The organism is Streptomyces sp. DS1-CR2 (assembly GCF_055760475.1).
Genome location: NZ_CM147085.1, coordinates 4,567,319 through 4,591,957 on the forward strand (window position 1 = coordinate 4,567,319; position 24,639 = coordinate 4,591,957).

Sequence of the window (24,639 nt, forward strand, 5' to 3'; positions counted from 1 at the left end):
CTCGGAACACAGGTGCGGGAGTGCCTCACGCACCACCTCACGCCCCGTCGCAACTTAAGGAACCACCTGATGGAGCTCGGTCTCGTCGGTCTCGGCAAGATGGGCGGCAACATGCGCGAGCGCATCCGCCGCGCAGGCCACACCGTCATCGGATACGACCGCAATCCGGACCTCGCAGATGTCCACAGCCTCGGGGAGCTTGTGGACAAGCTCAAGGCCCCGCGTGTGGTGTGGGTGATGGTCCCCGCCGGCGGCCCGACCCAGGCCACCGTCGACGAGCTCGCGGACCTCCTCTCGCCCGGCGACGTCGTGGTGGACGGCGGCAACTCGCGCTGGACCGACGACGAGAAGCACGCCGTCGAGCTGGGCATCAAGGACATCGGCTTCGTCGACTGCGGCGTCTCCGGTGGCGTCTGGGGCCTGGAGAACGGCTACGCGCTGATGTACGGCGGCACCAAGGAGAACGTCGCCAAGGTCCAGCCGATCTTCGACGCCCTCAAGCCGGAGGGCGAGTTCGGCGCCGTCCACGCGGGCAAGGTCGGCGCGGGTCACTTCGCGAAGATGGTTCACAACGGCATCGAGTACGCCATGATGCAGGCCTACGCCGAGGGCTGGGAGCTCCTGGAGAAGGTCGACTCCGTCACCGACGTGCGTGAGGTCTTCCGCTCGTGGCAGGAGGGCACGGTCATCCGTTCCTGGCTGCTCGACCTGGCGGTCAACGCGCTGGACGACGACGAGCACCTGGACAAGCTGCGCGGCTTCGCCGCCGACTCCGGTGAGGGCCGCTGGACCGTCGAGGCGGCCATCGACAACGCGGTGCCGCTGCCCGCGATCACCGCGTCCCTCTTCGCGCGCTTCGCCTCGCGCCAGGACGACTCGCCGCAGATGAAGATGATCGCCGCCCTGCGTAACCAGTTCGGCGGCCATGCAGTCGAGAAGAGTTAATCCACAGAGCAAACCCACATAGCGTCCACGAAGCTCCACGACGAAGTAATCCACACCCGCTCCACACCTTGGGGGAGGTCGGCGAACGACCATGCATGTGACGCATCTGTCGCTGGCCGACTTCCGCTCGTACGCCCGGGTCGAGGTCCCTCTCGATCCGGGCGTCACCGCGTTCGTGGGTCCGAACGGACAGGGCAAGACCAACCTCGTCGAGGCCGTCGGCTATCTCGCCACCCTCGGCAGCCACCGGGTCTCCTCAGACGCGCCGCTGGTGCGCATGGGCGCCGAGCGCGCCGTCATCCGGGCCGCGGTCCGGCAGGGCGAGCGCCAGCAGCTCATCGAGCTCGAGCTCAACCCGGGCAAGGCGAACCGCGCCAGGATCAACCGATCCTCGCAGGTCAGACCGCGTGACGTGCTCGGCATCGTGCGCACGGTCCTGTTCGCGCCGGAGGACCTCGCGCTCGTCAAGGGCGACCCCGGCGAGCGCCGCCGCTTCCTCGACGAACTGATCACCGCCCGCTCCCCGCGCATGGCTGGCGTGCGGTCCGACTACGACCGCGTACTCAAGCAGCGCAACACGCTCCTCAAGTCGGCCGCGCTCGCCCGCAGGCACGGCGGCCGGTCAATGGACCTGTCGACCCTCGACGTGTGGGACCAGCACCTCGCGCGCGTGGGCGCCGAGCTGCTCGCGCAGCGGTTCGACCTGATCGCCATGCTTCAGCCGCTCGCCGACAAGGCGTACGAGCAGCTGGCGCCCGGCGGCGGCCCGCTCGCCCTCGACTACAAGCCGTCCTCGCCCGAAATCGACGGCCACGCGCGCGAAGAGCTCTACGAGCAGCTTATGGCCGCCCTCGAAGCGGCCCGCAAACAGGAGATCGAGCGGGGCGTCACCCTCGTCGGACCGCACCGCGACGACCTGATCCTCAAGCTCGGCCAGCTGCCGGCGAAGGGGTACGCCAGCCACGGCGAGTCCTGGTCGTACGCGCTTGCTCTGCGCCTGGCCTCGTACGACCTGCTGCGGGCCGAGGGGAACGAGCCGGTGCTCGTGCTCGACGACGTCTTCGCGGAGCTCGACGCGCGGCGCAGGGAGCGTCTCGCCGAGCTGGTCGCCCCCGGCGAGCAGGTCCTGGTGACGGCCGCGGTGGACGACGACGTGCCGGGCGTCCTGGCGGGCACGCGGTACGCGGTGTCCGAAGGAACGGTGGAGCGGGGATGACCGAGAACACATCAGGCGAAGCACCCCAGACCCCCGAGCCGTCCGGCGTCGATCTCGCGCGCGTGGCCCTGCGCGCCGCGAAGGAGCAGGCACGCGCGCGTGGAGTGGCCGACCAGCAGAAGAAGCAGGCCCGGCGAGGCGGCGGACTGAGGTCCGGGGCGCGCGCCGACGGCCGCGACCCGGTCGCGTTCGGCGCGGCCATCAACCGGCTGATCACCGAGCGCGGCTGGGAGGCGCCGGCCGCTGTCGGCGGTGTCATGGGCCGCTGGCCGGAGATCGTGGGCGAGGACCTCGCCAAGCACTCCGAGCCCCTGAAGTACGACGAGGACGAGCGTGTCCTGACCGTCCAGTGCGACTCGACGGCCTGGGCGATGCAGCTGCGTTACCTGGCTCCGACGCTGGTGGCGCGGCTCAACGAGGACCTCGGGCACGGCACCGTACGGCTTCTGAAGATCCTTGGGCCCAACGCTCCCGCACGCCGCTTCGGCCCCCTGCGCGCCCCAGGAAGCAAGGGTCCCGGCGACACCTACGGGTGATTCGGGGGAGCCGCCGGCCGGGGGTTGACACCCGGTTGACGCCCGGAAGCGCTGAGTGCCGCTGTGAGCCTCTTGGAGCCCCGGGACGCATATGGGGAGTCGGCAGAGGCCGGTTCAGGGCGGCACATGCGGACTCAGGTACCGGCAAACCCCCATCACTGTCGGCGCTACCGGTAGACTGAGAGCTAATCCCGCCCCACTTGTGGGACACACCGAGCAACGCTGACTATCGCTGAACGACGCAGCCGCTCCGGCCACCGCCGGGAGTTTGGCTTGTGCTGTGCCAGAAAGGGCGCTTCGTGGCCGATTCCGGCAACCCCAACGAGAACATCCCGTCCACTGCCGCCGACGCCGTCGGCCAGGCCCCGGCGGAGGCCAATCAGTCCTCCGGCGAGGTGACCTCGGCCTACGACGCCAGCGCCATCACAGTCCTCGAGGGTCTGGACGCGGTCCGCAAGCGGCCCGGCATGTACATCGGCTCGACCGGTGAGCGCGGGCTGCACCACTTGGTGCAGGAGGTCGTCGACAACTCCGTCGACGAGGCGCTGGCCGGCCACGCGGACACGATCGACGTGACGATCCTGCAGGACGGCGGTGTGCGCGTCGTGGACAACGGCCGCGGCATCCCGGTGGGCATCGTCCCGTCCGAGGGCAAGCCCGCCCTCGAGGTCGTGCTGACCGTGCTGCACGCGGGCGGCAAGTTCGGCGGCGGCGGCTACGCGGTCTCCGGCGGTTTGCACGGCGTGGGCGTCTCCGTCGTCAACGCGCTGTCCATGAAGGTCGCCGTCGAGGTCAAGACCGACGGACACCGCTGGACCCAGGACTACAAGCTGGGCGTCCCCACGGCACCGCTCGCGCAGCACGAGGCCACGGACGAGCACGGCACGTCGGTCACCTTCTGGGCCGACCCGGACATCTTCGAGACCACCGACTACTCCTTCGAGACGCTGTCGCGGCGGTTCCAGGAGATGGCGTTCCTCAACAAGGGTTTGAGGATCAAACTCACCGACGAGCGTGAGTCGGCGAAGGCCGTCGCCGGGGCGGACGAGGCGGGCGCCGACGAGAAGCCCGAGGTCAAGGCCGTCGAGTACCACTACGAGGGCGGCATCGTCGACTTCGTGAAGTACCTCAACTCCCGCAAGGGAGACGTGGTGCACCCCTCCGTCATCGACCTGGAGGCCGAGGACAAGGACAAGCTCCTGTCCCTCGAGGTCGCGATGCAGTGGAACAGCAGTTACACGGAGGGCGTGTACTCCTTCGCCAACATCATCCACACGCACGAGGGCGGTACCCACGAAGAGGGCTTCCGTGCCGCGCTGACCTCGCTGATCAACAAGTACGCGCGCGACAAGAAGCTGCTTCGCGAGAAGGACGACAACCTCACGGGTGACGACATCCGCGAGGGTCTGACGGCGATCATCTCGGTGAAGCTGAGCGAGCCGCAGTTCGAGGGCCAGACCAAGACCAAGCTGGGCAACACCGAGGTGAAGACCTTCGTCCAGAAGGTGGTCTACGAGCACCTGAACGACTGGCTGGACCGTAACCCCGTCGAGGCCGCGGACATCATCCGCAAGGGCATCCAGGCGGCCACCGCGCGCGTGGCGGCCCGCAAGGCCCGCGACCTCACCCGCCGCAAGGGCCTGCTGGAGTCGGCGTCCCTGCCGGGCAAGCTCTCCGACTGCCAGTCGAACGATCCCACCAAGTGCGAGATCTTCATCGTCGAGGGTGACTCCGCCGGCGGCTCGGCCAAGTCCGGCCGTAACCCGCAGTACCAGGCCATCCTGCCCATCCGAGGCAAGATCCTTAACGTCGAGAAGGCGCGGATCGACAAGATCCTGCAGAACCAGGAGATCCAGGCGCTGATCTCCGCCTTCGGCACCGGAGTCCACGAGGACTTCGACATCGAGAAGCTCCGCTATCACAAGATCATTCTGATGGCGGACGCCGACGTCGACGGCCAGCACATCAACACCCTGCTGCTGACCTTCCTGTTCCGCTTCATGCGGCCCCTCGTCGAGGCCGGCTACGTGTTCCTCTCGCGCCCGCCGCTCTACAAGATCAAGTGGGGTCGTGAGGACTTCGAGTACGCGTACTCGGACCGTGAGCGCGACGCCCTGACCGAGCTCGGCCGCCAGCAGGGCAAGCGGATCCGCGAGGACTCGATCCAGCGCTTCAAGGGTCTCGGCGAGATGAACGCCGAGGAGCTGCGCATCACCACGATGGACATCGAGCACCGCGTGCTCGGCCAGGTCACCCTCGACGACGCCGCCCAGGCGGACGACCTGTTCTCCGTCCTGATGGGCGAGGACGTCGAGGCACGCCGCTCGTTCATCCAGCGCAACGCCAAGGACGTCCGCTTCCTCGACATCTGAGTCGGTCTCAGCTGACCGCATCAGAAAGGATCTTCACCAGCAATGACCGACGAGAACACTCCCCCCACGCCTGAAGAAGGCGTCGAGATCAGCGTCAGCGTCGAAACGGTGCCCGAGGAGGGCGCTCAGCGCATCGAGCCCGTCGGGCTCGAGACCGAGATGCAGCGCTCGTACCTCGACTACGCGATGTCCGTCATCGTGTCGCGCGCCCTGCCCGACGTACGGGACGGCCTCAAGCCCGTCCACCGCCGCGTCCTGTACGCGATGTACGACGGCGGCTACCGGCCCGAGAAGGGCTTCTACAAGTGCGCCCGCGTCGTCGGCGACGTCATGGGCAACTACCACCCGCACGGCGACTCCTCGATCTACGACGCCCTGGTCCGCCTGGCCCAGCCGTGGTCGATGCGTATGCCGCTGGTGGACTCGAACGGAAACTTCGGCTCCCCGGGCAACGACCCCGCCGCCGCCATGCGCTACACCGAGTGCAAGATGGCGCCGCTGTCCATGGAGATGGTCCGTGACATCGACGAGGAGACCGTCGACTTCACGGACAACTACGACGGCCGCTCCCAGGAGCCGACCGTCCTGCCGGCCCGCTTCCCGAACCTGCTGATCAACGGCTCCGCGGGCATCGCGGTCGGCATGGCCACCAACATCCCGCCGCACAACCTGCGCGAGGTCGCCTCCGGCGCCCAGTGGTACCTGGAGAACCCGGAGGCCTCGCACGAGGAGCTCCTGGACGCGCTCATCGAGCGCATCAAGGGCCCGGACTTCCCGACCGGCGCCCTGGTCGTGGGCCGCAAGGGCATCGAGGAGGCGTACCGCACGGGCCGTGGCTCCATCACGATGCGCGCGATCGTCGAGGTCGAGGAGATCCAGAACCGCCAGTGCCTGGTGGTCACCGAGCTCCCATACCAGGTCAACCCGGACAACCTCGCGCAGAAGATCGCCGACCTCGTGAAGGACGGCCGCGTCGGCGGCATCGCCGACGTCCGCGACGAGACCTCGTCGCGCACCGGCCAGCGCCTCGTCATCGTCCTGAAGCGCGACGCTGTCGCCAAGGTCGTCCTGAACAACCTCTACAAGCACACCGACCTCCAGACGAACTTCGGCGCCAACATGCTGGCGCTCGTCGACGGCGTGCCGCGCACCCTCTCCCTGGACGCCTTCATCCGTCACTGGGTGAGCCACCAGGTCGAGGTCATCGTCCGCCGTACGAAGTTCCGCCTGCGCAAGGCCGAAGAGCGCGCCCACATCCTGCGCGGCCTCCTGAAGGCCCTGGACGCCATCGACGAGGTCATCGCGCTCATCCGGCGCAGTGACACCGTCGAGATCGCCCGCGAGGGCCTGATGGGCCTCCTGGAGATCGACGAGATCCAGGCCAACGCGATCCTCGAGATGCAGCTGCGCCGGCTGGCCGCCCTGGAGCGCCAGAAGATCGTCGCCGAGCACGACGAACTGCAGCTCAAGATCAACGAGTACAACGCCATCCTGGCCTCGCCGGAGCGCCAGCGCCAGATCATCAGCCAGGAACTCGCGGCGATCGTCGAGAAGTTCGGCGACGACCGACGCTCCAAGCTGGTGCCTTTCGACGGCGACATGTCCATTGAGGACCTGATCGCCGAAGAGGACATCGTCGTCACCATCACGCGCGGCGGCTACGTCAAGCGCACCAAGACCGTCGACTACCGCTCGCAGAAGCGCGGCGGCAAGGGCGTTCGCGGCACGAAGCTCAAGGAAGACGACATCGTCGACCACTTCTTCGTGTCGACGACGCACCACTGGCTGCTGTTCTTCACGAACAAGGGCCGCGTCTACCGTGCGAAGGCGTACGAGCTCCCGGACGCCGGCCGTGACGCGCGCGGCCAGCACGTGGCCAACCTGCTGGCCTTCCAGCCGGACGAGGCGATCGCCGAGATCCTCGCGATCCGCGACTACGAGGCGGCCCCCTACCTGGTCCTCGCCACAAAGGGCGGCCTCGTAAAGAAGACCCCTCTCAAGGACTACGACTCGCCCCGCTCGGGCGGCGTCATCGCCATCAACCTCCGCGAGACGGAGGACGGCTCCGACGACGAGCTGATCGGCGCCGAGCTAGTCTCCGCCGAGGACGACCTGCTGCTCATCAGCAAGAAGGCGCAGTCCATCCGCTTCACTGCAACGGACGACGCGCTGCGCCCGATGGGCCGCGCCACATCCGGTGTGAAGGGCATGAGTTTCCGCGAGGGCGACCAGCTGCTCTCGATGAATGTCGTCCGGCCGGGTACGTTCGTGTTCACCGCCACCGACGGCGGGTACGCGAAGCGGACCGCCGTCGACGAGTACCGCGTCCAGGGTCGCGGTGGCCTCGGTATCAAGGCCGCCAAGATCGTGGAGGACCGCGGATCGCTCGTCGGCGCGCTGGTGACCGAGGAGACCGACGAGATCCTCGCCATCACGCTGTCCGGCGGTGTGATTCGTACGCGAGTCAACGAGGTCAGGGAGACGGGCCGTGACACCATGGGCGTCCAACTGATCAACCTGGGCAAGCGCGATGCCGTGGTCGGTATCGCTCGTAACGCCGAGGCCGGTCGCGAGGCGGAGGAGGTCGACGGTGACGTCATCGTCGACGAGAACGTCGAGGTCGAGACGGCTGTCGAAACGGACGAGGGCACGGAGTCCACGGCCGAGTAGCGCGAGGAGTGAGTCATCGTGAGCGGAGCCACGGGCGCCGGATCGACCGGTACGGAAACGGACGGCGGCCGTGGCCCCGCCACTGAGTCGAACGACTCGCACGAGTCTCAGGGATCCCAGGGGGGAACTGTGACGGACACCCGAGGTCCGCAGACGCAGCAGTACGCGGCCGGCACGGACGGGGCGCTGCCCGGGGAGCGGCAGCAGCCCCCGCAGTCCTCGCAGCCGTACCACCCGCCGCAGGCCTACCAGGCGGCCCCGCCGGCCGGAGCGGTCCGCAGGCCGCGCACGGGGGCCCGCACGACGCCTCGTACGCGCAAGGCGCGACTGAGGGTCGCCAAGGCCGATCCGTGGTCGGTGATGAAGGTCAGCTTCCTGCTCTCCATCGCGCTCGGTATCTGCACCATCGTCGCGGCCGCGGTGCTGTGGATGGTCATGGACGCCATGGGCGTCTTCTCGACCGTCGGCGGCACGATCTCCGAGGCCACGGGTTCGAACGAGTCCAATGGCTTCGACCTTCAGTCGTTCCTGTCGCTGCCGCGCGTCCTGATCTTCACGTCGATCATCGCGGTCATCGACGTCGTCCTCGCGACGGCGCTGGCCACACTCGGCGCGTTCATCTACAACCTCTCCGCGGGTTTCGTGGGCGGCGTCGAGCTGACCCTCGCCGAGGACGAGTAGCTGCCGTTCGGCAGCCGAGCGGCAGCCGCTTCGGTCGCCGTGACACCTGTGGAGTGCATTCCCTGACGGGGTGCGCTCCACAGGCCTTTTGGCCGATGGGGCGGGGTCCCAGGTATCGATTTTGGGACTGGCCGGGTCGTGCGCTAATCTTCAGAGGTCGGCGCGCGGGACACACACCGCAAAGCGCGGCGGGGCTATAGCTCAGTTGGTTAGAGCGCATCCCTGATAAGGATGAGGCCACAGGTTCAAATCCTGTTAGCCCCACAGAAGCAGTACATGAAGAGAGGGCCTCTCCCCTGGTGGGAGAGGCCCTCTCTTCGTTTTGGCGTTTTTCTTGACTTGCTGACGGTCACTACGCGGCGCGGCGACTGACGGACTGGCCGTCGGCGGCGCCGAGCTCGATCCCTGACAGCTCTGGACCGCTACTGCCGGTGCGGACCGCGTCGGATGCTCGTCCCCGGGCATGGATGCCGCCCGTGACAGTGAGGGTGTTCAGCCGTCCGTCGATCTCGGGCGGTGGCGGCAGTTCGATCTGCTCGCCGCGTACGAGGCTGACGCCGGTACTCCCCGATGTGGTGAGCAGGGCACACGCCGAGAAGACCCTCAGCCTGTGGTGGCCGGGGTCGTGAAAGGTCGAGGGCGCGGGAGCGCGGTCCATCGATGGCGCGGTGGGCGCTTTGCCTGCCGTTCGGTGCCGTCTGGACCTGGATCCGGATCTGGAGTGCGGCGGGCAGGTTCGGGGCGTGGCTGCGCTGGTGAAGCGCTGCCTGGTGCCGCCGCCGTGGTTCTGCGGTGCCGCGCAGCTGTCGCCGTGGTGCGGGAAGTGCGTTGGCCTGTGGTGCTCGTGCTCGTACTGGCTGCTGAGCGGCGCTGTCGGATTGGGCCGATGAACCGTGCTGCCGGACGTTCTCTGCGGTGTGCCTGCCGGTGGTGCCTGCCGGTGGTACGTGTCGGTCTTCCTCACCGGCTGTTCTTGCGAGGGAGCTTTTGCTGCGATGGGTCTACTGCGAAGGGTCTGGTGCGGTTCTCCAGGGCCGGCCTTCTTGCCGTTGCCGCTTTCGCTGCCGCTGCTGTTACTGCTGGTAGAGCTTCGTCTTTACGTACGTCTGTTGCTACGGCTGCGCGTGGAGAGCGTTGATTCCTGCCGCGGTCTCTTCGAACTCGTTCTCGGACTCCGTGTCGACCGGCGGGCGGTGGCGGCAGCTGGGGGAGGAACCGTGGGCCTCGGCGCAGATGCGCTGCTTCATTGTGGGAGGCAGGGACCGTTTGAAGGCCCAGGGGGCTCGGACGGCGGTAGCGGCGGGGGTGCTCACCGCCGCGTTGCGGGTGCCCTCCGTCTGCTGTACGGGCGTGGCCGCGGCGGCCGGGGAGGTGAGGCCCATCGCGGTCAGTACCGCGAGGAAGGCGGTGATGAGGACGGTCCACAGCTTGATGACCTTGTTGCCGGCCATGATCCCTCACTTTCGGGTTGGGCGATTTGCGTACTTTCCTCATGATGTGTATGTGGGCTCTGTAGTGGGGGACCGACGCCCGTGGCGCGTCGATGTTCAGATGAACACCACTCGGATGGGCGCAATCGCACCGTGAGGCCGTCAATCACGCTGAATGTCACGTTCTGCGAAGAGTGATCGGAGCTCCGTGATCCGGTTCGACTGGTCGCGGGGGTGCGGGAGTTGGGCCCGGGTGCAGATCACTGATCGGTATCGACCGGTGTGTATAGTCGGGCGCCAGAGGTCCCCTACGTCAAAGAAGGACGAGGTCGCGCGGTGAAGAAGCTTCTCCTGGTCGCACTGGCCGCCATCGGCGGGCTCCTCGTGTACCGCCAGATCCAGGCGGATCGCGCCGAGCAGGATCTGTGGACGGAGGCGACTGACTCCGTACCCACGGGTTCGTGAGTATCGACGACAGTCTCTTCAGGGCCCCGATCGCATGCGCGGTCGGGGCTTTGTGCTGTCCGGGGTGAGATTGGGCATGAGGCCGCCCCGGGCTTCTTGTTCGCTTACGTAAATCATTTGCTTGCTTTGGTGAATGCCGGTGGGGTGTATGGGGCCCTGGCGGCAGGATGGTCGTCCGGCGATGAAGCGATGGCGGGGGCGGGGGCGACGAAGGGGCGCATGATGAGTCGGCGCGGAGGGCGGCGCGTGGTGCTGCGCGGGCGGAGACGGCCGGTGTCGGCGTTCACGGCAGCGATATGCGTGGTGGCCGTTCCGGCCGCGGTGGTGGTGCTGCCCGCGACCGCGGCGGCTGGGGACTCGGCTCCGTATGTCTTCGCACAAGGCGCAAAGACCGTCCAGGGTGCGGTGACCAGTACGGATGCGGCGGAGCTCAAGGCCGGGGAGACCTATCGGAGCTCCGTCGAGGCGGGGGTGAAGGGCGCCGGGCTCGGCAGTGGGTCGGGTGCGAAGGGGGCGGCCGGCACGCGCTACTACCGCGTCGACCTGGACGGATCCTCCGATACGCATGTCTCGGCGGTAGCGGTGCCGAAGGTCGGGGCGGACGTGAAGGTGGCGTTCAACGACAGCATTTCCGTGACCCTGCAGGATCGACAGGGCAATCGCTGTGACTCCGAGGTCGCGGCGTTCCGCTCCGCGGAGTACCCGAGGCCGATAGCCGCCACCGCGGAGCGGGTCGTCCGGAAGGGCGGCGGGCGCTGCCAGGATGCGGGCACGTATGACGTGGTCGTCGCGCGCAAGACCGCGCCTGACTCCACGCGGGAGCGCTGGGACCTGGAGCTGAGTGTCTCCTCGGAGCCCGCGCTCAAGTCGCCGCCTGCCGGCACCGGGCCCGGGGCCTGGCCGTCGGCTTCGCCGCGGCCGCCCGCCGGAATCCCTTCCGAACGCCGGGGCGGTACGGGCTTCAACGACGCGCGGAGCTTGCCGCAAGGCGTGTGGAAGGACCGGATCCGCCCGGGGCAGACGCTCTTCTACCGAGTGCCGCTGGACTGGGGACAGCAGCTCTTCACCGAGGCCGAGCTGGGCACTTCGGCGGGGGACACGCACCGTACGGGCTTTGTGCCGAGCGCCCTCAGTGTGGCGCTGTACAACCCGGCGCGGACGCAGGTCACTTCGAAGGACGCCTCGTACGCAGGGGAGCCCTCCGCGGCGGCCCTGGACTCCCTGCCTCCGGTCGCCTACGAGAACCGCTATCTGTCGCGCGCGGACGAAGCGGGCGTGCGGTTCGCCGGCTGGTACTACCTGAAGGTCTCCCTCACGCCGGAGATGAAGGGGACCTTCGGGAACAAGGAGTCCGGGCTGACGCTCCGTCTGACGGTCCGGGGGGACGCGGCTTCGGCGCCCGCGTATGTGCGGGATCCGGGGCCGTTCCAGGTCACTGACGCGGACCGGGCCGCCGCTGAGAGCGGGTCCGCGCAGGGCGGGGACTCACCGTTGCCCTCGGCGGGTGGGCACGGCGGCGGGCAGACCGCACAGGGCGGGTCCGGTCCGGCGAACCGCATGACAGTTGTCGGGATCGCCGGGATCGGCACGGGGTCCGTGCTGGTGCTGGGGCTCGGCGCATGGACGTACGTCGCTCGCCGGCGGGCGTCTGCTGGCTGGTAGGTGGGGCGAGCCGGGGCTCTCAGGTCTGGGTCAGCGCCCAGATGCCCACCGCGAAACTGACCAAGGCAACGAACAGCACCGGGATCGCCACCTTCGCGGGCGGTCCCGGCCGCCGTTTCCGCACCCGCCGATGAGGCGTCGGGCTCTGGGACGCGCCGCCGGGATTCGGGTGGCCGAGGAGTGGAACCTGAACGCTCTGGGCGGTGTACGTAGAGATAGAGGCGGGCGGAGGGGCCGCCGGTGCGGGAGCTGGAGCGGCGTAGGGGCGCTGCGTGGCCGGAGTCGTGGCCGGAGTGTGGGGGGAGGGCTCGTGGGGGTGCGGGCGGGTTGGCCGCGTTGGTTGTGGTGCCGGTTGTGGTGCGGTTTGTGCTGTGGGGTGGGGGTGTGGCTGGGCGGTGTACTCGGGAGCGTGGTGAGGCGCCGTGGTGGGGGTGATTGGCTGACGCTGGGGAGAGGTCTGCGCGAATGGCTGTGCGGGGGACTGCACGCGTGGCTGTGCGGGCGGCTGCGCGGGAGGAGGCGGCGGCAGGTGGAAGCTGCCGGTCTCGGACATGCTGGTGCCGGGCGTGACCGTTCCCGACGCGCGGGACCCAGGCCTGCCGGTTGCCGACGGGATCGTCCCGGTCCCGGGCGGGACGGGTTCGGACGGGGTGGGCCCGGGTGTGACGCTGGGCCCGCGCACGCCGGTCTGTGGTGCGAGGGGCTCCGGACCCTGGGGCGCGGCGGTGGCGGGGTCTTGGACGGACGAGTCCGCCAGTGGGACGTCCGGCACCGCGGGGGCATACGGCGGTGGCGGTGGCGCCGGTGTCGGGGACTCCGGTGGGAGCGCCGACAGGGACTCTCCCGGAGCGGGCTTCCGCGTCATGGAACGGCCGGTCGAGCCATGGTTCTGGGTCCGGTCGTGTATGAGACCGGGGGCGACCGCCCGGGAGGTCGTGATCGGGCCGGTCGGGGCGAACCCTGGTGGGAGCGCGCCGAGTTGGTCGAAGACCTCGACCAGTTCGTCGTCGGGTCCGGGCTCGGGAAGCAGCTCGGAGGCCGCCAGGAGGGCCTTGCGGGCGCCTGTCGCGGTACGGAAGCGCGCTTCCGGGTCAGGCTGCAGGAGGCCGGCCACGACGGTCCACAGAGGGCCGGGAATCCCCTGGGGCGCGCCAGGGGTGCCGTGATCGGTGAAGTGCTCGATCAGTGCCCTGGAGTCCGGCCGGGCGCCCTGGAGCAGATACAGGGCGACGAGACCGACGGCGAACAGGTCTGCGGGGAAGTCCGGCTCACCGCCCATCGCCTGTTCGGGGGCGAAGTAACCGGGCGTTCCCACCACATAGTCGGTCTCGGTGAGCCGGGGCTCGCCCTTGCGCATCGCGATGCCGAAGTCCGAGAGGCGCAGATGAGGCCGGGCGGTGCCGGTCGCCTCCAAGAGGATGTTGGCGGGCTTGATGTCGCGATGCACGACCCCCTCCGCGTGCACCGCGGTGAGGCCGGCGAGGAGCTGATCCAGGAGGAGGCACACGAAGGACGGTGGCAGAGGCCCGTAGTCGCCGATCAGATGCGCCAGAGAGCCGCCGGCGACGAGGTCCATGGTGAACAGGACCTTGTCGTCGTCCGCGGCCCAGCTGGCCGGGGCGAGGACGTGGGGGTGGTCGATCCGCAGTGCCTGTTCGCGCACGAAGCGGAGCAGGGTGTGGGCATCGCTCTGCAGCAGGACCTTGGCGGCCACATATCGGCGGCGCCGGTGGTCCCAGGCGCGCCATACGGCGCCCGTTCCCCCGCGACCGATCGGGTCGGCCAGTTCGTAGCGTCCGGCGAAGACCTCACCCATCGTGGTGCGTCGCTCCCCCCTCGGCCGTCACGACGCGTCCGGCCTCTCGGATGGTCCCGCGGCCCAGGACCGGCCGCGGGACTCGCGGCCGGCCCGATGTCGCTACGGTTCGGCCGGGATCAGCTCTGGTGCGCCTGATAGTGGGTTACGGCGTCGGAGGTGCGCCCGGCGCCGTAGACCCGGAGGAACTCTGCCAGTTCCGGGTGGCTCGGGGCGAGGGTGTCCGCCGCATCGATGATGTCCCCGGCCGCGGAGACGGAGCGCAGCAGCGACTGGATCTCGCGGACCACGCGCTTGACCGTGGGTGCGCCCGAACTGGTTGTTGTCTGCGCGGTGTTGGTGAGCACCGAGCCCCCCTGTGACTTCTTGATCTCGTCCATACGCTCAGTGGCCTCGGCGGCGCTGACGCTCCCGTCGGCGACCTGACCCGCCAGGTCCTGGAGCAGCTGGACACGCTGGACGACGGCCGGATTGCCTATCTTCGCGCGCTGACCGCTCATCAGCTGGGAGAGCATGGGCGCGGACAAGCCGAGAACCCCCGCGAGCCTGGCCTGGTTGAGGCCCAGATCATCGATGAGGCGACGGAAGAGCGCCCCCAGTGGCTCTCCGTACCAGTTTCGCTGGAGCTCCCGGGCTCTTGCGGTAGCTTCCTGCTGTGCGGCGTCCATTGCGTCTCCCCATCGCTTCCCCAATTACGGCGGTTCGCTGCCGCGAACCACGTGGGGCATCTTACGGAGAGTGGTCGTGGACCGGGAGCCCCAATCCTTTTGCGAGATCCGGGGGGTGACCCGGTACTCTGGTCTGCGATGCGCACCGGATCGCACTTCTTCCGGTTCGCCGCGTCGTTTTCGGGGCCTTAGCTCAGTTGGTAGAGCGCTGCTTTTGCAAGGCAGATGTCAGGAGTTCGAATCTCCTAGGCTCCACAGGTTCCACGTAGAACACGTGAACGCCGTAGGGCGGGAGACCACTGGTCTCCCGCCCTACGGCGTTACTGCTCGTTGGAGGCTCAGCCGCGGTCGTCGCGGTCGGCGGCGTCCGCCTCCGCTTCGGCCTGCTTGGCCTGGACCTCGGGGTCGAGCGCGCCCTTACTGCCGTCCACCGACGACAGGGGCGTGCTGTCCGCGACCTCGGTCGCGGCCGGCGGTTCGACCAGCCAGTCCGGGTTGGCCTGCTTGTCCCACCACTTCCAGGCGGCGAAGGCACCCCCCGCGAGGATGCCGACGACGAGGAAGCCCTTGGCGACGCGTCCCGCCCGCGCCCGCCGTTCGTGCTTGCGGACGAGCTTCTTGATCTCCTTCGGAGACACCTGCCCACGCAGGGCGGCGATCGCCGCGACGCTGCGGGCCGTCGCCTCCTCGCGGACGGGCTGGGCGGCGGCCACGGCCTGCTCGATCCGCGGCCTGGCGTAGACGGCGGCCTGGCGGGCTGCCTTCCGGGTGCGGACGGCAGCCCCCTGCGCGGCCTGGTCGACCTTTGGCGGCACATGGCTGCGGGCCTGTTCAAGATGCGGTGCGAGGTACGTGTCGTATTGGTCGCGGGTCTGCTGCGCAGCCTGCGACATCACGGGCGCGAGCCGTACGCGCGCTTCCTGCGCATACAGTGCGGCCCGGTCCTTGGCCGTCTCGGCGTAGGGCGCCACCACTTCCGCGGCGTGCAGCACGCTGTCCTTCGCCGAGCCGGTCGCGGCGCGCACGCTGTCGATGCGGGTCACGGGATCCTCCTCCTCGGTGGCGTATAGGTTTTCACCTTTCCACCCTTTATCGGATCATGCCTGCCCGGCGGCAGTGCGGCTTGCGAGGGCGGGCATTCGGGGCACAAGCCGCCTTTGGGTGTACCGGGGCACTCCGGGCAATAGCTGATCAATACGGTGCAATGGGAACTTTCGGACGACAATGCCACGGATCGCCCTGCGGCGCGCCTCTTCGGTGGCGACTCGGCCGGAAATTCTGCGGCTGCCGCCGGACGACGGGTCAACGGGGGCGTGCGAGGATCGGACCGTCACAGAAGGCAACGGAAGGCAGATCGTGGCTGAGCAGCTCTACGCCACCCTGAAGACCAACCAAGGCGACATCGAAGTCCGGCTGCTGCCGAACCACGCGCCCAAGACGGTCAAGAATTTCGTCGAGCTCGCTCGGGGCGAGCGGGAGTGGACCAACCCGGAGACGGGCGAGAAGTCCACTGACAAGCTCTACGACGGCACGGTCTTCCACCGGGTGATCAGCGGTTTCATGATCCAGGGCGGTGACCCGCTGGGCAACGGCACGGGCGGCCCCGGCTACCAGTTCGAGGACGAGTTCCACCCCGACCTCGCCTTCGACAGGCCGTACCTGCTGGCCATGGCGAACGCCGGCCCGGGCACCAACGGCTCCCAGTTCTTCATCACGGTGTCGCCGACGGTCTGGCTGACCCGTAAGCACACGATTTTCGGCGAGGTCGCCGACGAGGCCAGCCAGAAGGTCGTGGACGGCATCGCGACCGCGCAGACCAACCCGCGTACGGACCGGCCCGTCAACGACGTGGTCATCGAGTCGGTCGTCGTCGAGACCCGCTGACGCGAACCGGGCCGACGGGAACCAATACGCCCCGCTCATCCGTAAGGATGGGCGGGGCCATGTGTTGACCGCGCACGTTTCGTACGAGGGGATTCCGATGGATCAGGTGCCAGGCAGTCCGCAGAGCCCTCAGGACGCGCAGGGCACGCCCCGCTGCTATCGGCACCCTGACCGCGAGACCGGGATCCGCTGCGCCCGCTGCGACAAGCCCATCTGCCCGGACTGCATGGTCAGCGCCTCGGTGGGCTTCCAGTGCCCGGACTGTGTGCGGGGCGGTTCCGGTACGGGGCACGGCCCGGCAGCCAGCAGGCCGAGGACGATCACAGGCGGCACGATCGCGGCCGATCCGCGCCTGGTCACGAAGATCCTCATCGGGATCAACGTGGCGGTGTTCATCGCGGTCCATGTGTGGGACCGGCTGCTCTCCGACTTCGTTCTGATCGGGGCCTGGCCTCCCGCGCCCTTCGTCCCGGACCAGGGCGTGGCCGGCGGCGAGTGGTACCGCCTGGTGACTGCGATGTTCACGCACCAGGAGGTGTGGCACATCGCGTTCAACATGCTGGGCCTGTGGTGGCTCGGCGGCCCGCTAGAGGCGGCGCTCGGCCGGGCCCGCTACATCGCGCTGTACATGGTCTCGGGGCTGGCCGGCAGCGCGCTGACCTACGCGATCGCGGGGCCGAGCGAACAGTCCCTCGGTGCATCCGGGGCCGTCTTCGGACTCATGGGCGCGACCGCGGTGCTGGTGCGGCGCCTCAACTACGACATGCGCCCCGTCATCGGCCTTCTCGCGCTGAACCTGCTCTTCACGTTCACGTGGGGCAACATCGCCTGGCAGGCCCACGTCGGCGGGCTCGTCGCCGGTGTGGTCGTCGGGTACGCGATGGTCCACGCCCCCAGGGAGCGCCGCTCGCTGGTGCAGTACGGGACCTGTGCGCTCGTCCTCGCCGTGGTGGTCGTCACTGTGCTTGTGAGGACGGCCCAGCTCACTTGAGCTCGGTCTGTGGCCCACGTTGTCCACAGACGGTGCCGGATCCTGTGCACTCGGTGGGGAACAGGTGTGCCCCTTGTCGCTGGCCTGGGTTTCCCCAGCCAGGACAAGGGGCGAACATGTGGGCGAGCTGCGGTGCGTCAGTCACACCGGTGTCAACGCCCAGTGGGTTATCCACAGATCTTCCGACCTTTTCCCCAGTGTGGAAACAGCTGTGGATAACTCAGTGGATAGCTGGGGGCAGAGCTACTTCCACTGCGTGGAAACGCCGAAACCGGCCGCGATGAAGCCGAAGCCCACGACGATGTTCCAGTTGCCGAGCGCGTCCAGCGGCAGTGTGCCGTCGGTGACGTAGAAGACGACGATCCAGGCGAGCCCGATCAGGAACATCGCGAGCATCACCGGGGCTACCCAGCCCCGGTTGGTCAGCTTGATATTCGCCGCCTGCTTCGACGCCGGAGGCGGCGTGTAGTCGGCCTTCTTGCGGATACGTGACTTCGGCACGAGGGTCTCTCCTGTCGATGCGCTGCGTGGCCGCGCAGGGAACGTGGGCTGGCTCCGGGCAGCGTACAAGGGGAATCTCTGCGCTCCCCCGGGCGTCCGTTAGCGTAGTGCTTCCGCGGCGCTGAAGGAGATAAGGGTACGTTGAGCAATTCTGCCGACTCCCGGGAAGAGCCCCCCGGCGGAGGCCGCCCCCGCGTGCGCCTCCGTCCCGTGCGGCTGCTGACCGTGGCCGTGTTCGCCCTGGCCGGGCTGATCTTCTTCACCAGCTTCAACACCGCCAAGGGCACCAACATCCGCACGGACACCTCGCTGCTGAAGCTCTCCGACCTCATCCAGGAGCGCAGCCACAAGAACGGCCAGCTCGAGGAGTCCAACAGCGCGATCCGCGACGACGTCGACGCCCTCACCGAGCGCGGCGCCGGCACCAAGGCCGAGGACGCCAAGCTGTCCGCCCTGGAGAAGGCGTCCGGCACGAAGAAACTGCGCGGACAAGCCGTGTCGGTCACGCTCGCGGACGCCCCGCCGAACGCCACCGCCAAGCTCCCCGGCTACCCCGAACCCCAGCCGAACGACCTGGTCATCCACCAGCAGGACCTCCAGGCCGTCGTCAACGCCCTGTGGAACGGCGGCGCGCAGGGCATCAAGGTCATGGACCAGCGGCTCATCTCCACCAGCGCCGTGCGCTGTGTCGGCAACACCCTGATCCTCCAGGGCCGCGTCTACTCACCCCCGTACAAGATCACCGCGGTCGGGGACCCGGAGAAGCTGAAGCAGGCGCTCGCCGTCTCGCCCCAGATCCAGAACTACATGCTCTACGTCAACGCCTACGGCCTCGGCTGGAAAGTCGAGGACGACGGGGCGGTGACTCTTCCCGGTTACTCGGGCACAGTGGATCTCCACTACGCGAAGCCCGTGGAGTAGCCGCCTGGGGGAGCCTGTGTCGGTCCGAGTGGTCGTCAGGACGTTCAGCGAACTGTGCATCACGGTCGGCGCCCTGATCGTGCTGTTCGTCGCCTACGTGCTGTTCTGGACCGGCGTGAAGGCCGACGGCGCCATGGACCACCAGATCGACACCCTCCAGGACCAGTGGTCCAAGGGATCGGTGGCGGTCGAACAGCCCCGCCCTGGCCCGTCCCCGAGCCGGAGCCCCGCCCAGGACCAGAACCGGCCCCAGACGCCCTCGCCGTCCCCGTCTGCTTACAAGGACGGCAAGCCGTTCGCCGTCATGTACATCCCGCGGCTCGGTTTCACGTGGAACAAACCGGTGCTCCAGGGGACGGGCGTGGGCATCCTCAAGAAGGGCCTCGGCCACTACGCGGGCACGGCGCAGCTCGGGCAGAAGGGGAACTTCTCCGTCGCCGGCCACCGCCGCACCTACGGCGACCCGTTCAAGGACTTCCCCAGGCTGCGCCCCGGCGACGCCGTCGTCCTCACCGACGGTACGACCTGGTTCACGTACCGCATCGACACCAAGCCCTACAAGACGCTGCCCAGCGATGTCGCCGTCATCGACCCGGTGCCGCGCAAGTCCGGATACACGGAGCCGGGCCGCTATCTGACGCTGACGACGTGCGAGCCGGAGTGGGGTCACAGCCACCGGCTGGTCGTCTGGGCGCACCTTGATGCCACCCAGCCCGCGGAGGCCGGGAAACCGGAGGCCCTGCGCCGTTAGTCTGTTGCCGTACGGCGACGGAAGGGACGGCATGTACGGCTGGATCTGGCGGCATCTGCCGGGAAACACGTGGATCAGGGCTCTGATCTCGCTTCTGCTCGTCCTCGCGGTGGTCTACGTACTGTTCCAGTACGTCTTCCCGTGGGCCGAGCCCCTGCTGCCCTTCAACGATGTGACGGTGAACAACTAGTGGGCGCGAGCAGCCGCATTCTCGTGGTCGACAACTACGACAGCTTCGTCTTCAACCTCGTCCAGTACCTGTACCAGCTGGGCGCCGAGTGCGAAGTGCTGCGCAACGACGAGGTCGGGACCCGGCACGCGCAGGACGGCTTCGACGGCGTACTGCTGTCCCCGGGCCCCGGCGCCCCCGAACAGGCCGGTGTCTGCGTCGAGATGGTGCGGCACTGCGCGGAGACCGGCGTGCCCGTCTTCGGCGTCTGCCTCGGCATGCAGTCCATGCAGGTCGCGTACGGCGGTGTCGTGGACCGGGCGCCCGAACTGCTGCACGGCAAGACGTCCCTGGTGCGGCACGAGGGCAGGGGCGTCTTCGCGGGGCTGCCGAACCCGTTCACGGCGACCCGCTACCACTCGCTCGCCGCCGAACCGGACACCGTCCCGGACGAGCTCGAGGTCACCGCGCGCACCGACGACGGCATCATCATGGGCCTGCGCCACCGCGAACTGCCCGTCGAGGGCGTGCAGTTCCACCCCGAGTCCGTCCTCACGGAACACGGTCACCTGATGCTGGCCAACTGGCTGACCGTCTGCGGCGACAAGACCGCGGTGGCACGATCGGCCGGGCTCGCCCCGGTCGTGGGCAGGGCCTCGGCGTGACCGCCCTGCGCCCCGAGCGCGAGGGAGCCTCGTACGGGCAGGAACCGTACGAGGTTGCCGGTGCGTTCGAGGCGGCCGTTCAGCGGCTCGACGACCCGCTGAACGATCCACTGCCCGGGCAGCATCCCTCGCCCTGGTTCCGCGCCACGGACGAGCCTCAGGAGCCCCAGCCGTACGCGCAGCCGCAGCCGCAGGCTCAACAGCCGCTCCAGGCCCAGCCGTCGCCTCAGCCGGAGCAGGAGTGGTACGACCCTCAGGGCTACGTACAGGACTGGTACGGCGGCGAGCAGCAGGCTCCGCGGACACCGCATCCGCCGCAGGTACCGCAGGCGCGGCAGCCCGCGTACGTGCCGCCCGTCCGCGAGTACGAGGCGAGAGCGCCGCGGCCCGTCCCGGACGACGAGACCGTGGCCCTGCGCACCGCGGACACCCGGGCAGTGGCCGAGCCCGATACGGACGCATACACAGACGCAGACGCCTCCACGGGCGCAGAGTCCGACACCGAGTCCGACTCCGGCGCCCCTGAACGCGAGCGCGCCGCCGCGCCCGTGGTGACCGGTGGCCGGGCCGCGCGCAGGAAGGCCGCCAAGCATGGCGGCAGGCACTCGGCGGCGCCCGCGCAGACTCCGGAGCCCGCCACCCCGCCCCGCAGCCGTCTGGAGGCGCGCAGGGCCGCGAGGGCGAGCAGGCCGAGTACGGGCGAGGTCGCCAGCCGGGCGATCGGCGAAACGTTCATCACCATCGGCGTGCTGATGCTGCTCTTCGTCACGTACCAGCTGTGGTGGTCGAACATCCGGGCCCACCAGCAGGCGGGCAGCGCGGCGCACCACCTCCAGGACGACTGGGCGAACGGCAAACGCGAGCCGGACAAGTTCGCGCCCGGCCAGGGCTTCGCGATCATGCACATTCCGAAGCTGGACGTCGTCGTGCCGATCGCCGAGGGCATCAGCAAGACGAAGGTCCTGGACCACGGCATGGTGGGCCACTACGGCAAGGACAGCATCGAGACGGCGATGCCGAGCGCCAAGACCGGCAACTTCGCGGTCGCCGGGCACCGCAATACGCACGGCGAACCGTTCCGCTACATCAACCGGCTCCAGCCGGGCGATCCGATCGTCGTCGAGACGCAGGACACGTACTACGTGTACAAGATGACGAGCATCCTTCCGCAGACCCCGCCGAGCAACACGGCAGTCATCAATCCGATCCCGCAGGGCTCCGGGTTCACGGCTCCGGGCCGGTACATCACGCTGACCACGTGCACGCCGGAATTCACCAGTACGTATCGAATGATCGTCTGGGGCAAGATGGTTGAGGAACGGCCGCGCAGCAAGGGGAAGCCGGACGCGCTCGTGCAGTAGCGGGGCAAGTAGCAAGCAACAGGCACAGGTTCAGGGACAAGGACGGGGCACAAGCAGTGGCAGCGACGACCGACCACGACGAGCGGGCCGGCGAGGCGCCGCCCGCGCCACGACGCGGCCGCATCGTCGGCGCCGTCAGTCTCTTCGGTGAGCTCCTCATCACGGCGGGCCTGGTCCTCGGCCTGTTCGTCGTCTACTCGTTGTGGTGGACGAACGTGGTCGCGGACCGCGTCGCGCACCAGCAGGGTGACAAGGTGCGCGGCCAGTGGGCCGACCCGCCCCCCGGCCCGCTCGACACCAAGAACGGCATCGGCTTCCTGCATGTGCCGTCGATGAAGAACGGTGAGGTGCTCGTCGAGAAGGGCACCTCGTCGGAGATCCTCAACGACGGTGTCGCCGGCTACTACACCGACCCGGTCAAATCCGCGCTGCCGGCGGACGCGAACGGCAACTTCACGCTCGCCGCGCACCGGGACGGGCACGGCGCGAAGTTCCACAACATCGACAAGATCAAGAAGGGCGACCCGATCGTCTTCGAGTCGAAGGACAAGTGGTACGTCTACAAGGTGTACGACATCCTCCCCGAGACGTCGAAGTACAACGTGAAGGTCCTCGCCCCGGTCCCCAAGGAGTCGGGCGTGAAGAAGCCCGGCCGCTACATCACACTGACGACGTGCACGCCCGTCTACACGTCCACGTACCGCTACGTGGTGTGGGGCGAACTGGAGCGGATCGACAAGGTCGACAGCACTCGGACGCCCCCGGCGGAGCTGCGCTGACGGCGCCACCGGCACACGTAAGAACCCCGCATACGCAAGCTACCGAGCCAAGCCCCCGAACCACCGCACGACAGAACCCCGGCGCCGCCTCTGCGGTGCCGGGGTTCTGTCGTGACTGGCGGGCGCCTACTGGCCGGTGACGCCTCCGAAGAACCCGCCGCCGCCGTTGTCCCCGCCGCCGTTCTGGCCGGGCGGGGTGGTGAGCAGGGTGACCGTGTCGCCCTTGTTCACCTGCGAGTTGGGGCCGGGCTGGCTCGTCACGACCGTGGCGTTCGGGTCGTTGGAAGAGCCGGTCGCCAGAGCAGGGACGAGACCGAGGTCCGTCAGCTGCTTCTGTACGTCCTTCAGCTTCTTGCCGGCGATGTCACCGGGCACCGTGATCTGCTGGGCCGCCTTGGCGACCTTCAGGGCGACCGTGGAGCCGGGCTCGGCCTGGGATCCCGCCACGAGGCTTTGCGAGAACACCTTGCCGGCCTCGACCGTGGTGTTCTCCTCCTCGGTGCAGGTGCCCTTGAGGTTGTTGTCGGCCAGCTGCGCCTTCGCCTCGTCGCACGTCTTGTTGGAGACGTCCGGCACGGTGGAGAGCGTCTTCTTCTTGGCGACAGTCAGGGTGATGGTGCTCCCCTTCTGTACTTCCTTGCCGGAGATTGGGTCCTGGTCGAGGACCGTGCCCGGATCCGCGCTGGACTCCTTCGGCTTGGTCTCGACGACGAACTGGTAGTCGGGCCCCTCGAGCTTCTCCGTCGCTTCGTCGACGTTGTCGTCGATGACGTTCGGCACCGCGACCTTCGGCGCACCGGTCGACACCGTCACCGTGATGGTGTCGTTCTTCTTGACGCTGGCTCCCGCGGCCGGGCTCTGCGAGCAGATCTGGCCCTTGGGGAACTTCTCGCAGGGCGCCTTCTTCGAGGCGTCGAGCGTGAGGTGCGTGTTCTTGGCGGCGAGCCTGGCATCGGGGACCGTCTTGCCGACGAACTTGGGCGCCGCGAACGGTGTGTCGCTCCCGCTCCCGCTGTTGAACCACTTGCCGATCAGGATCGCGCCGATGAGGACGAGGACGCCCGCGAGCACGAGCAGGATCGTCGACGTACGGCTCTTGCCCTGGCTCTGACGGCGCCGGTCGGGGCGCTCGTCGTAGCCGTAGCCGCCGTCGTCCGGGCTGACCGGCGGCAGCATCGACGTCTGGCCGCCGCCGTTCTGCGGGTGCAGCATCGCCGTCTGCTGGTCGTCCGGGTGGCCGCCGTAGCCGACCGCGCCCATCGCCGCGGTCGCCGCGACCGGCTGCCCGTCGAGGCACGCCTCGATGTCGGCGCGCATCTCGTCCGCCGACTGGTAGCGGTAGTCCGGGTCCTTGGTGAGGGCCTTGAGGACGATCGCGTCCATCTCGGGGGTGATCTCGGAGTCGAAGACGCTCGGCGGCTGCGGCTCCTCGCGCACGTGCTGGTACGCGACCGCGACCGGGGAGTCGCCCACGAAGGGCGGCCGCACGGTCAGCAGCTCGTAGAGGAGACAGCCCGTCGAATAGAGGTCGGACCGCGCGTCGACCTGCTCGCCCTTGGCCTGCTCCGGGGAGAGGTACTGGGCGGTGCCGATCACGGCCGACGTCTGCGTCATCGTCATGCCGGAGTCGCCCATGGCGCGGGCGATGCCGAAGTCCATCACCTTGACCTGGCCGGTCCGCGTCAGCATGACGTTGGCCGGCTTGATGTCACGGTGGACGATGCCCGCGCGGTGCGAGTACTCGAGCGCCTGGAGGATGCCGATCGTCATCTCCATGGCACGCTCGGGCAGCAGCTTGCGCCCGGAGTGCAGCAGCTCACGCAGCGTAGACCCGTCGACGTACTCCATCACGATGTACGGGATGGAGGTCCCGTCGATGTAGTCCTCACCGGTGTCGTACACGGCGACGATCGCGGGATGGTTGAGCGAGGCGGCCGACTGGGCCTCCCGGCGGAACCGGGCCTGGAACGACGGGTCGCGCGCGAGGTCGGCGCGTAGCGTCTTCACCGCCACGGTGCGACCGAGCCGGGTGTCATGGGCGAGATAGACCTCCGCCATGCCACCACGGCCGAGCACCTGGCCCAGCTCGTACCGGCCGCCGAGGCGACGCGGCTCTTCCATGGTTACCTACCAGCCCTCTCCGTCGGTCCCGACCG

At 68.6% G+C, this 24,639-nt stretch carries 23 protein-coding genes and 2 tRNA genes; 18 read left to right on the plus strand and 7 right to left on the minus strand.

Annotation, left to right across the window (positions count from 1 at the left end):
• Positions 1–69: 69 nt before the first annotated feature.
• The 7 genes from gnd (at position 70) to ACY0PA_RS22010 (ending at position 8,684) form a co-directional block, all read left to right on the plus strand.
• A complete protein-coding gene (gnd, locus tag ACY0PA_RS21980; protein WP_473079440.1) occupies positions 70–945 on the plus strand; it encodes a phosphogluconate dehydrogenase (NAD(+)-dependent, decarboxylating) in 876 nt (291 codons plus the stop codon).
• A 91-nt stretch (positions 946–1,036) separates the two neighbouring features.
• Positions 1,037–2,161: a DNA replication/repair protein RecF gene (gene recF / locus ACY0PA_RS21985; RefSeq protein WP_473079441.1), complete on the plus strand. Its 1,125-nt coding sequence runs from the start codon at positions 1,037–1,039 to the stop codon at positions 2,159–2,161.
• A complete protein-coding gene (locus ACY0PA_RS21990; protein ID WP_473079442.1) occupies positions 2,158–2,697 on the plus strand; it encodes a DciA family protein in 540 nt (179 codons plus the stop codon). The genes recF and ACY0PA_RS21990 overlap by 4 nt, the downstream gene beginning before the upstream one ends.
• Positions 2,698–2,972: 275 nt before the next feature.
• A complete protein-coding gene (gene gyrB, locus ACY0PA_RS21995) occupies positions 2,973–5,069 on the plus strand; it encodes a DNA topoisomerase (ATP-hydrolyzing) subunit B (RefSeq protein WP_473079443.1) in 2,097 nt (698 codons plus the stop codon).
• A 42-nt stretch (positions 5,070–5,111) separates the two neighbouring features.
• Positions 5,112–7,739: a DNA gyrase subunit A gene (gene gyrA, locus ACY0PA_RS22000; RefSeq protein ID WP_473079444.1), complete on the plus strand. Its 2,628-nt coding sequence runs from the start codon at positions 5,112–5,114 to the stop codon at positions 7,737–7,739.
• Between the two features lie 18 nt (positions 7,740–7,757).
• Positions 7,758–8,420 carry a DUF3566 domain-containing protein gene (locus ACY0PA_RS22005; protein WP_473079445.1) on the plus strand — a complete coding sequence of 221 codons (663 nt, stop codon included), beginning with the start codon at positions 7,758–7,760 and terminating at the stop codon, positions 8,418–8,420.
• A gap of 190 nt (positions 8,421–8,610) precedes the next feature.
• Positions 8,611–8,684, plus strand: a tRNA-Ile gene (locus ACY0PA_RS22010).
• Positions 8,685–8,772: 88 nt separating this feature from the next.
• Here ACY0PA_RS22010 and ACY0PA_RS22015 read toward each other — a convergent pair.
• Together ACY0PA_RS22015 and ACY0PA_RS22020 are read right to left on the minus strand one after the other, a co-directional pair.
• Positions 8,773–9,078 carry a hypothetical protein gene (locus ACY0PA_RS22015; protein WP_473079446.1) on the minus strand — a complete coding sequence of 102 codons (306 nt, stop codon included), beginning with the start codon at positions 9,076–9,078 and terminating at the stop codon, positions 8,773–8,775.
• A 454-nt stretch (positions 9,079–9,532) separates the two neighbouring features.
• Positions 9,533–9,871 carry a DUF6344 domain-containing protein gene (locus ACY0PA_RS22020; protein WP_473079447.1) on the minus strand — a complete coding sequence of 113 codons (339 nt, stop codon included), beginning with the start codon at positions 9,869–9,871 and terminating at the stop codon, positions 9,533–9,535.
• Between the two features lie 315 nt (positions 9,872–10,186).
• Here ACY0PA_RS22020 and ACY0PA_RS22025 point away from each other — a divergent pair, with 315 nt between their 5' ends.
• Together ACY0PA_RS22025 and ACY0PA_RS22030 are read left to right on the plus strand one after the other, a co-directional pair.
• A complete protein-coding gene (locus ACY0PA_RS22025) occupies positions 10,187–10,315 on the plus strand; it encodes a DLW-39 family protein (RefSeq protein ID WP_003999697.1) in 129 nt (42 codons plus the stop codon).
• Positions 10,316–10,588: 273 nt separating this feature from the next.
• Complete coding sequence (locus ACY0PA_RS22030; protein WP_473079448.1) at positions 10,589–11,977, plus strand: hypothetical protein; 1,389 nt, start codon at positions 10,589–10,591, stop codon at positions 11,975–11,977.
• Positions 11,978–11,996: 19 nt separating this feature from the next.
• On the opposite strand, the gene ACY0PA_RS22035 is transcribed toward ACY0PA_RS22030, so the two are convergent.
• Both ACY0PA_RS22035 and ACY0PA_RS22040 read right to left on the minus strand, forming a co-directional pair.
• Complete coding sequence (locus tag ACY0PA_RS22035) at positions 11,997–13,793, minus strand: serine/threonine-protein kinase (protein ID WP_473079449.1); 1,797 nt, start codon at positions 13,791–13,793, stop codon at positions 11,997–11,999.
• Positions 13,794–13,912: 119 nt separating this feature from the next.
• Entirely contained in the window at positions 13,913–14,461 is a 549-nt protein-coding gene (locus ACY0PA_RS22040; RefSeq protein WP_100597242.1) for a helix-turn-helix domain-containing protein, read from the minus strand.
• Between the two features lie 182 nt (positions 14,462–14,643).
• Here ACY0PA_RS22040 and ACY0PA_RS22045 point away from each other — a divergent pair.
• Positions 14,644–14,716: transfer RNA gene (locus ACY0PA_RS22045), tRNA-Ala, on the plus strand.
• Between the two features lie 83 nt (positions 14,717–14,799).
• Here the strand turns inward: ACY0PA_RS22045 and ACY0PA_RS22050 are convergent.
• Positions 14,800–15,504, minus strand: coding sequence for a DUF5324 family protein (locus tag ACY0PA_RS22050; protein WP_473079450.1), 705 nt, complete (start codon positions 15,502–15,504; stop codon positions 14,800–14,802).
• A 313-nt stretch (positions 15,505–15,817) separates the two neighbouring features.
• Between ACY0PA_RS22050 and ACY0PA_RS22055 the strand changes: the two genes are divergently transcribed.
• On the plus strand, positions 15,818–16,345 hold the full coding sequence (locus ACY0PA_RS22055; RefSeq protein ID WP_473079451.1) for a peptidylprolyl isomerase: 528 nt from the start codon (positions 15,818–15,820) through the stop codon (positions 16,343–16,345).
• A 97-nt stretch (positions 16,346–16,442) separates the two neighbouring features.
• On the plus strand, positions 16,443–17,336 hold the full coding sequence (locus ACY0PA_RS22060) for a rhomboid family intramembrane serine protease (protein ID WP_473079452.1): 894 nt from the start codon (positions 16,443–16,445) through the stop codon (positions 17,334–17,336).
• 243 nt (positions 17,337–17,579) lie between these two features.
• Here the strand turns inward: ACY0PA_RS22060 and crgA are convergent, their stop codons facing one another.
• Positions 17,580–17,837, minus strand: coding sequence for a cell division protein CrgA (crgA, locus tag ACY0PA_RS22065; protein WP_326774929.1), 258 nt, complete (start codon positions 17,835–17,837; stop codon positions 17,580–17,582).
• A 141-nt stretch (positions 17,838–17,978) separates the two neighbouring features.
• Here crgA and ACY0PA_RS22070 point away from each other — a divergent pair, with 141 nt between their 5' ends.
• Genes ACY0PA_RS22070 through ACY0PA_RS22095 form a run of 6 tightly spaced genes read left to right on the plus strand, consistent with a single transcriptional unit; the run spans position 17,979 to position 22,483 of the window.
• A complete protein-coding gene (locus ACY0PA_RS22070) occupies positions 17,979–18,758 on the plus strand; it encodes a DUF881 domain-containing protein (RefSeq protein WP_473079453.1) in 780 nt (259 codons plus the stop codon).
• A 16-nt stretch (positions 18,759–18,774) separates the two neighbouring features.
• The gene (locus ACY0PA_RS22075; RefSeq protein WP_473079454.1) at positions 18,775–19,509 is read left to right on the plus strand and encodes a class E sortase; all 735 of its coding nucleotides are present in this window, start codon (positions 18,775–18,777) and stop codon (positions 19,507–19,509) included.
• Between the two features lie 31 nt (positions 19,510–19,540).
• The gene (locus tag ACY0PA_RS22080; RefSeq protein ID WP_384264638.1) at positions 19,541–19,699 is read left to right on the plus strand and encodes a hypothetical protein; all 159 of its coding nucleotides are present in this window, start codon (positions 19,541–19,543) and stop codon (positions 19,697–19,699) included.
• On the plus strand, positions 19,699–20,343 hold the full coding sequence (locus ACY0PA_RS22085) for an aminodeoxychorismate/anthranilate synthase component II (RefSeq protein WP_100597249.1): 645 nt from the start codon (positions 19,699–19,701) through the stop codon (positions 20,341–20,343). The genes ACY0PA_RS22080 and ACY0PA_RS22085 overlap by 1 nt, the downstream gene beginning before the upstream one ends.
• Entirely contained in the window at positions 20,340–21,704 is a 1,365-nt protein-coding gene (locus ACY0PA_RS22090; protein WP_473079455.1) for a class E sortase, read from the plus strand. The genes ACY0PA_RS22085 and ACY0PA_RS22090 overlap by 4 nt, the downstream gene beginning before the upstream one ends.
• A gap of 56 nt (positions 21,705–21,760) precedes the next feature.
• Entirely contained in the window at positions 21,761–22,483 is a 723-nt protein-coding gene (locus ACY0PA_RS22095; RefSeq protein WP_473079456.1) for a class E sortase, read from the plus strand.
• Positions 22,484–22,609: 126 nt separating this feature from the next.
• Here ACY0PA_RS22095 and pknB read toward each other — a convergent pair whose 3' ends face one another.
• Complete coding sequence (pknB, locus tag ACY0PA_RS22100) at positions 22,610–24,604, minus strand: Stk1 family PASTA domain-containing Ser/Thr kinase (RefSeq protein ID WP_473079457.1); 1,995 nt, start codon at positions 24,602–24,604, stop codon at positions 22,610–22,612.
• Positions 24,605–24,639: the final 35 nt, after the last annotated feature.

Excerpts from the sequence above, each read along its gene's own strand:
- gnd (WP_473079440.1), top strand. The coding sequence starts at position 70 with ATGGAGCTCGGTCTCGTCGGTCTCGGCAAGATGGGCGGCAACATGCGC.
- recF (WP_473079441.1), top strand. The coding sequence starts at position 1,037 with ATGCATGTGACGCATCTGTCGCTGGCCGACTTCCGCTCGTACGCCCGG.
- ACY0PA_RS21990 (WP_473079442.1), top strand. The coding sequence starts at position 2,158 with ATGACCGAGAACACATCAGGCGAAGCACCCCAGACCCCCGAGCCGTCC.
- gyrA (WP_473079444.1), top strand. The coding sequence starts at position 5,112 with ATGACCGACGAGAACACTCCCCCCACGCCTGAAGAAGGCGTCGAGATC.
- ACY0PA_RS22015 (WP_473079446.1), bottom strand. The coding sequence starts at position 9,078 with ATGGACCGCGCTCCCGCGCCCTCGACCTTTCACGACCCCGGCCACCAC.
- ACY0PA_RS22020 (WP_473079447.1), bottom strand. The coding sequence starts at position 9,871 with ATGGCCGGCAACAAGGTCATCAAGCTGTGGACCGTCCTCATCACCGCC.
- ACY0PA_RS22035 (WP_473079449.1), bottom strand. The coding sequence starts at position 13,793 with ATGGGTGAGGTCTTCGCCGGACGCTACGAACTGGCCGACCCGATCGGT.
- ACY0PA_RS22040 (WP_100597242.1), bottom strand. The coding sequence starts at position 14,461 with ATGGACGCCGCACAGCAGGAAGCTACCGCAAGAGCCCGGGAGCTCCAG.
- ACY0PA_RS22060 (WP_473079452.1), top strand. The coding sequence starts at position 16,443 with ATGGATCAGGTGCCAGGCAGTCCGCAGAGCCCTCAGGACGCGCAGGGC.
- ACY0PA_RS22080 (WP_384264638.1), top strand. The coding sequence starts at position 19,541 with ATGTACGGCTGGATCTGGCGGCATCTGCCGGGAAACACGTGGATCAGG.
- pknB (WP_473079457.1), bottom strand. The coding sequence starts at position 24,604 with ATGGAAGAGCCGCGTCGCCTCGGCGGCCGGTACGAGCTGGGCCAGGTG.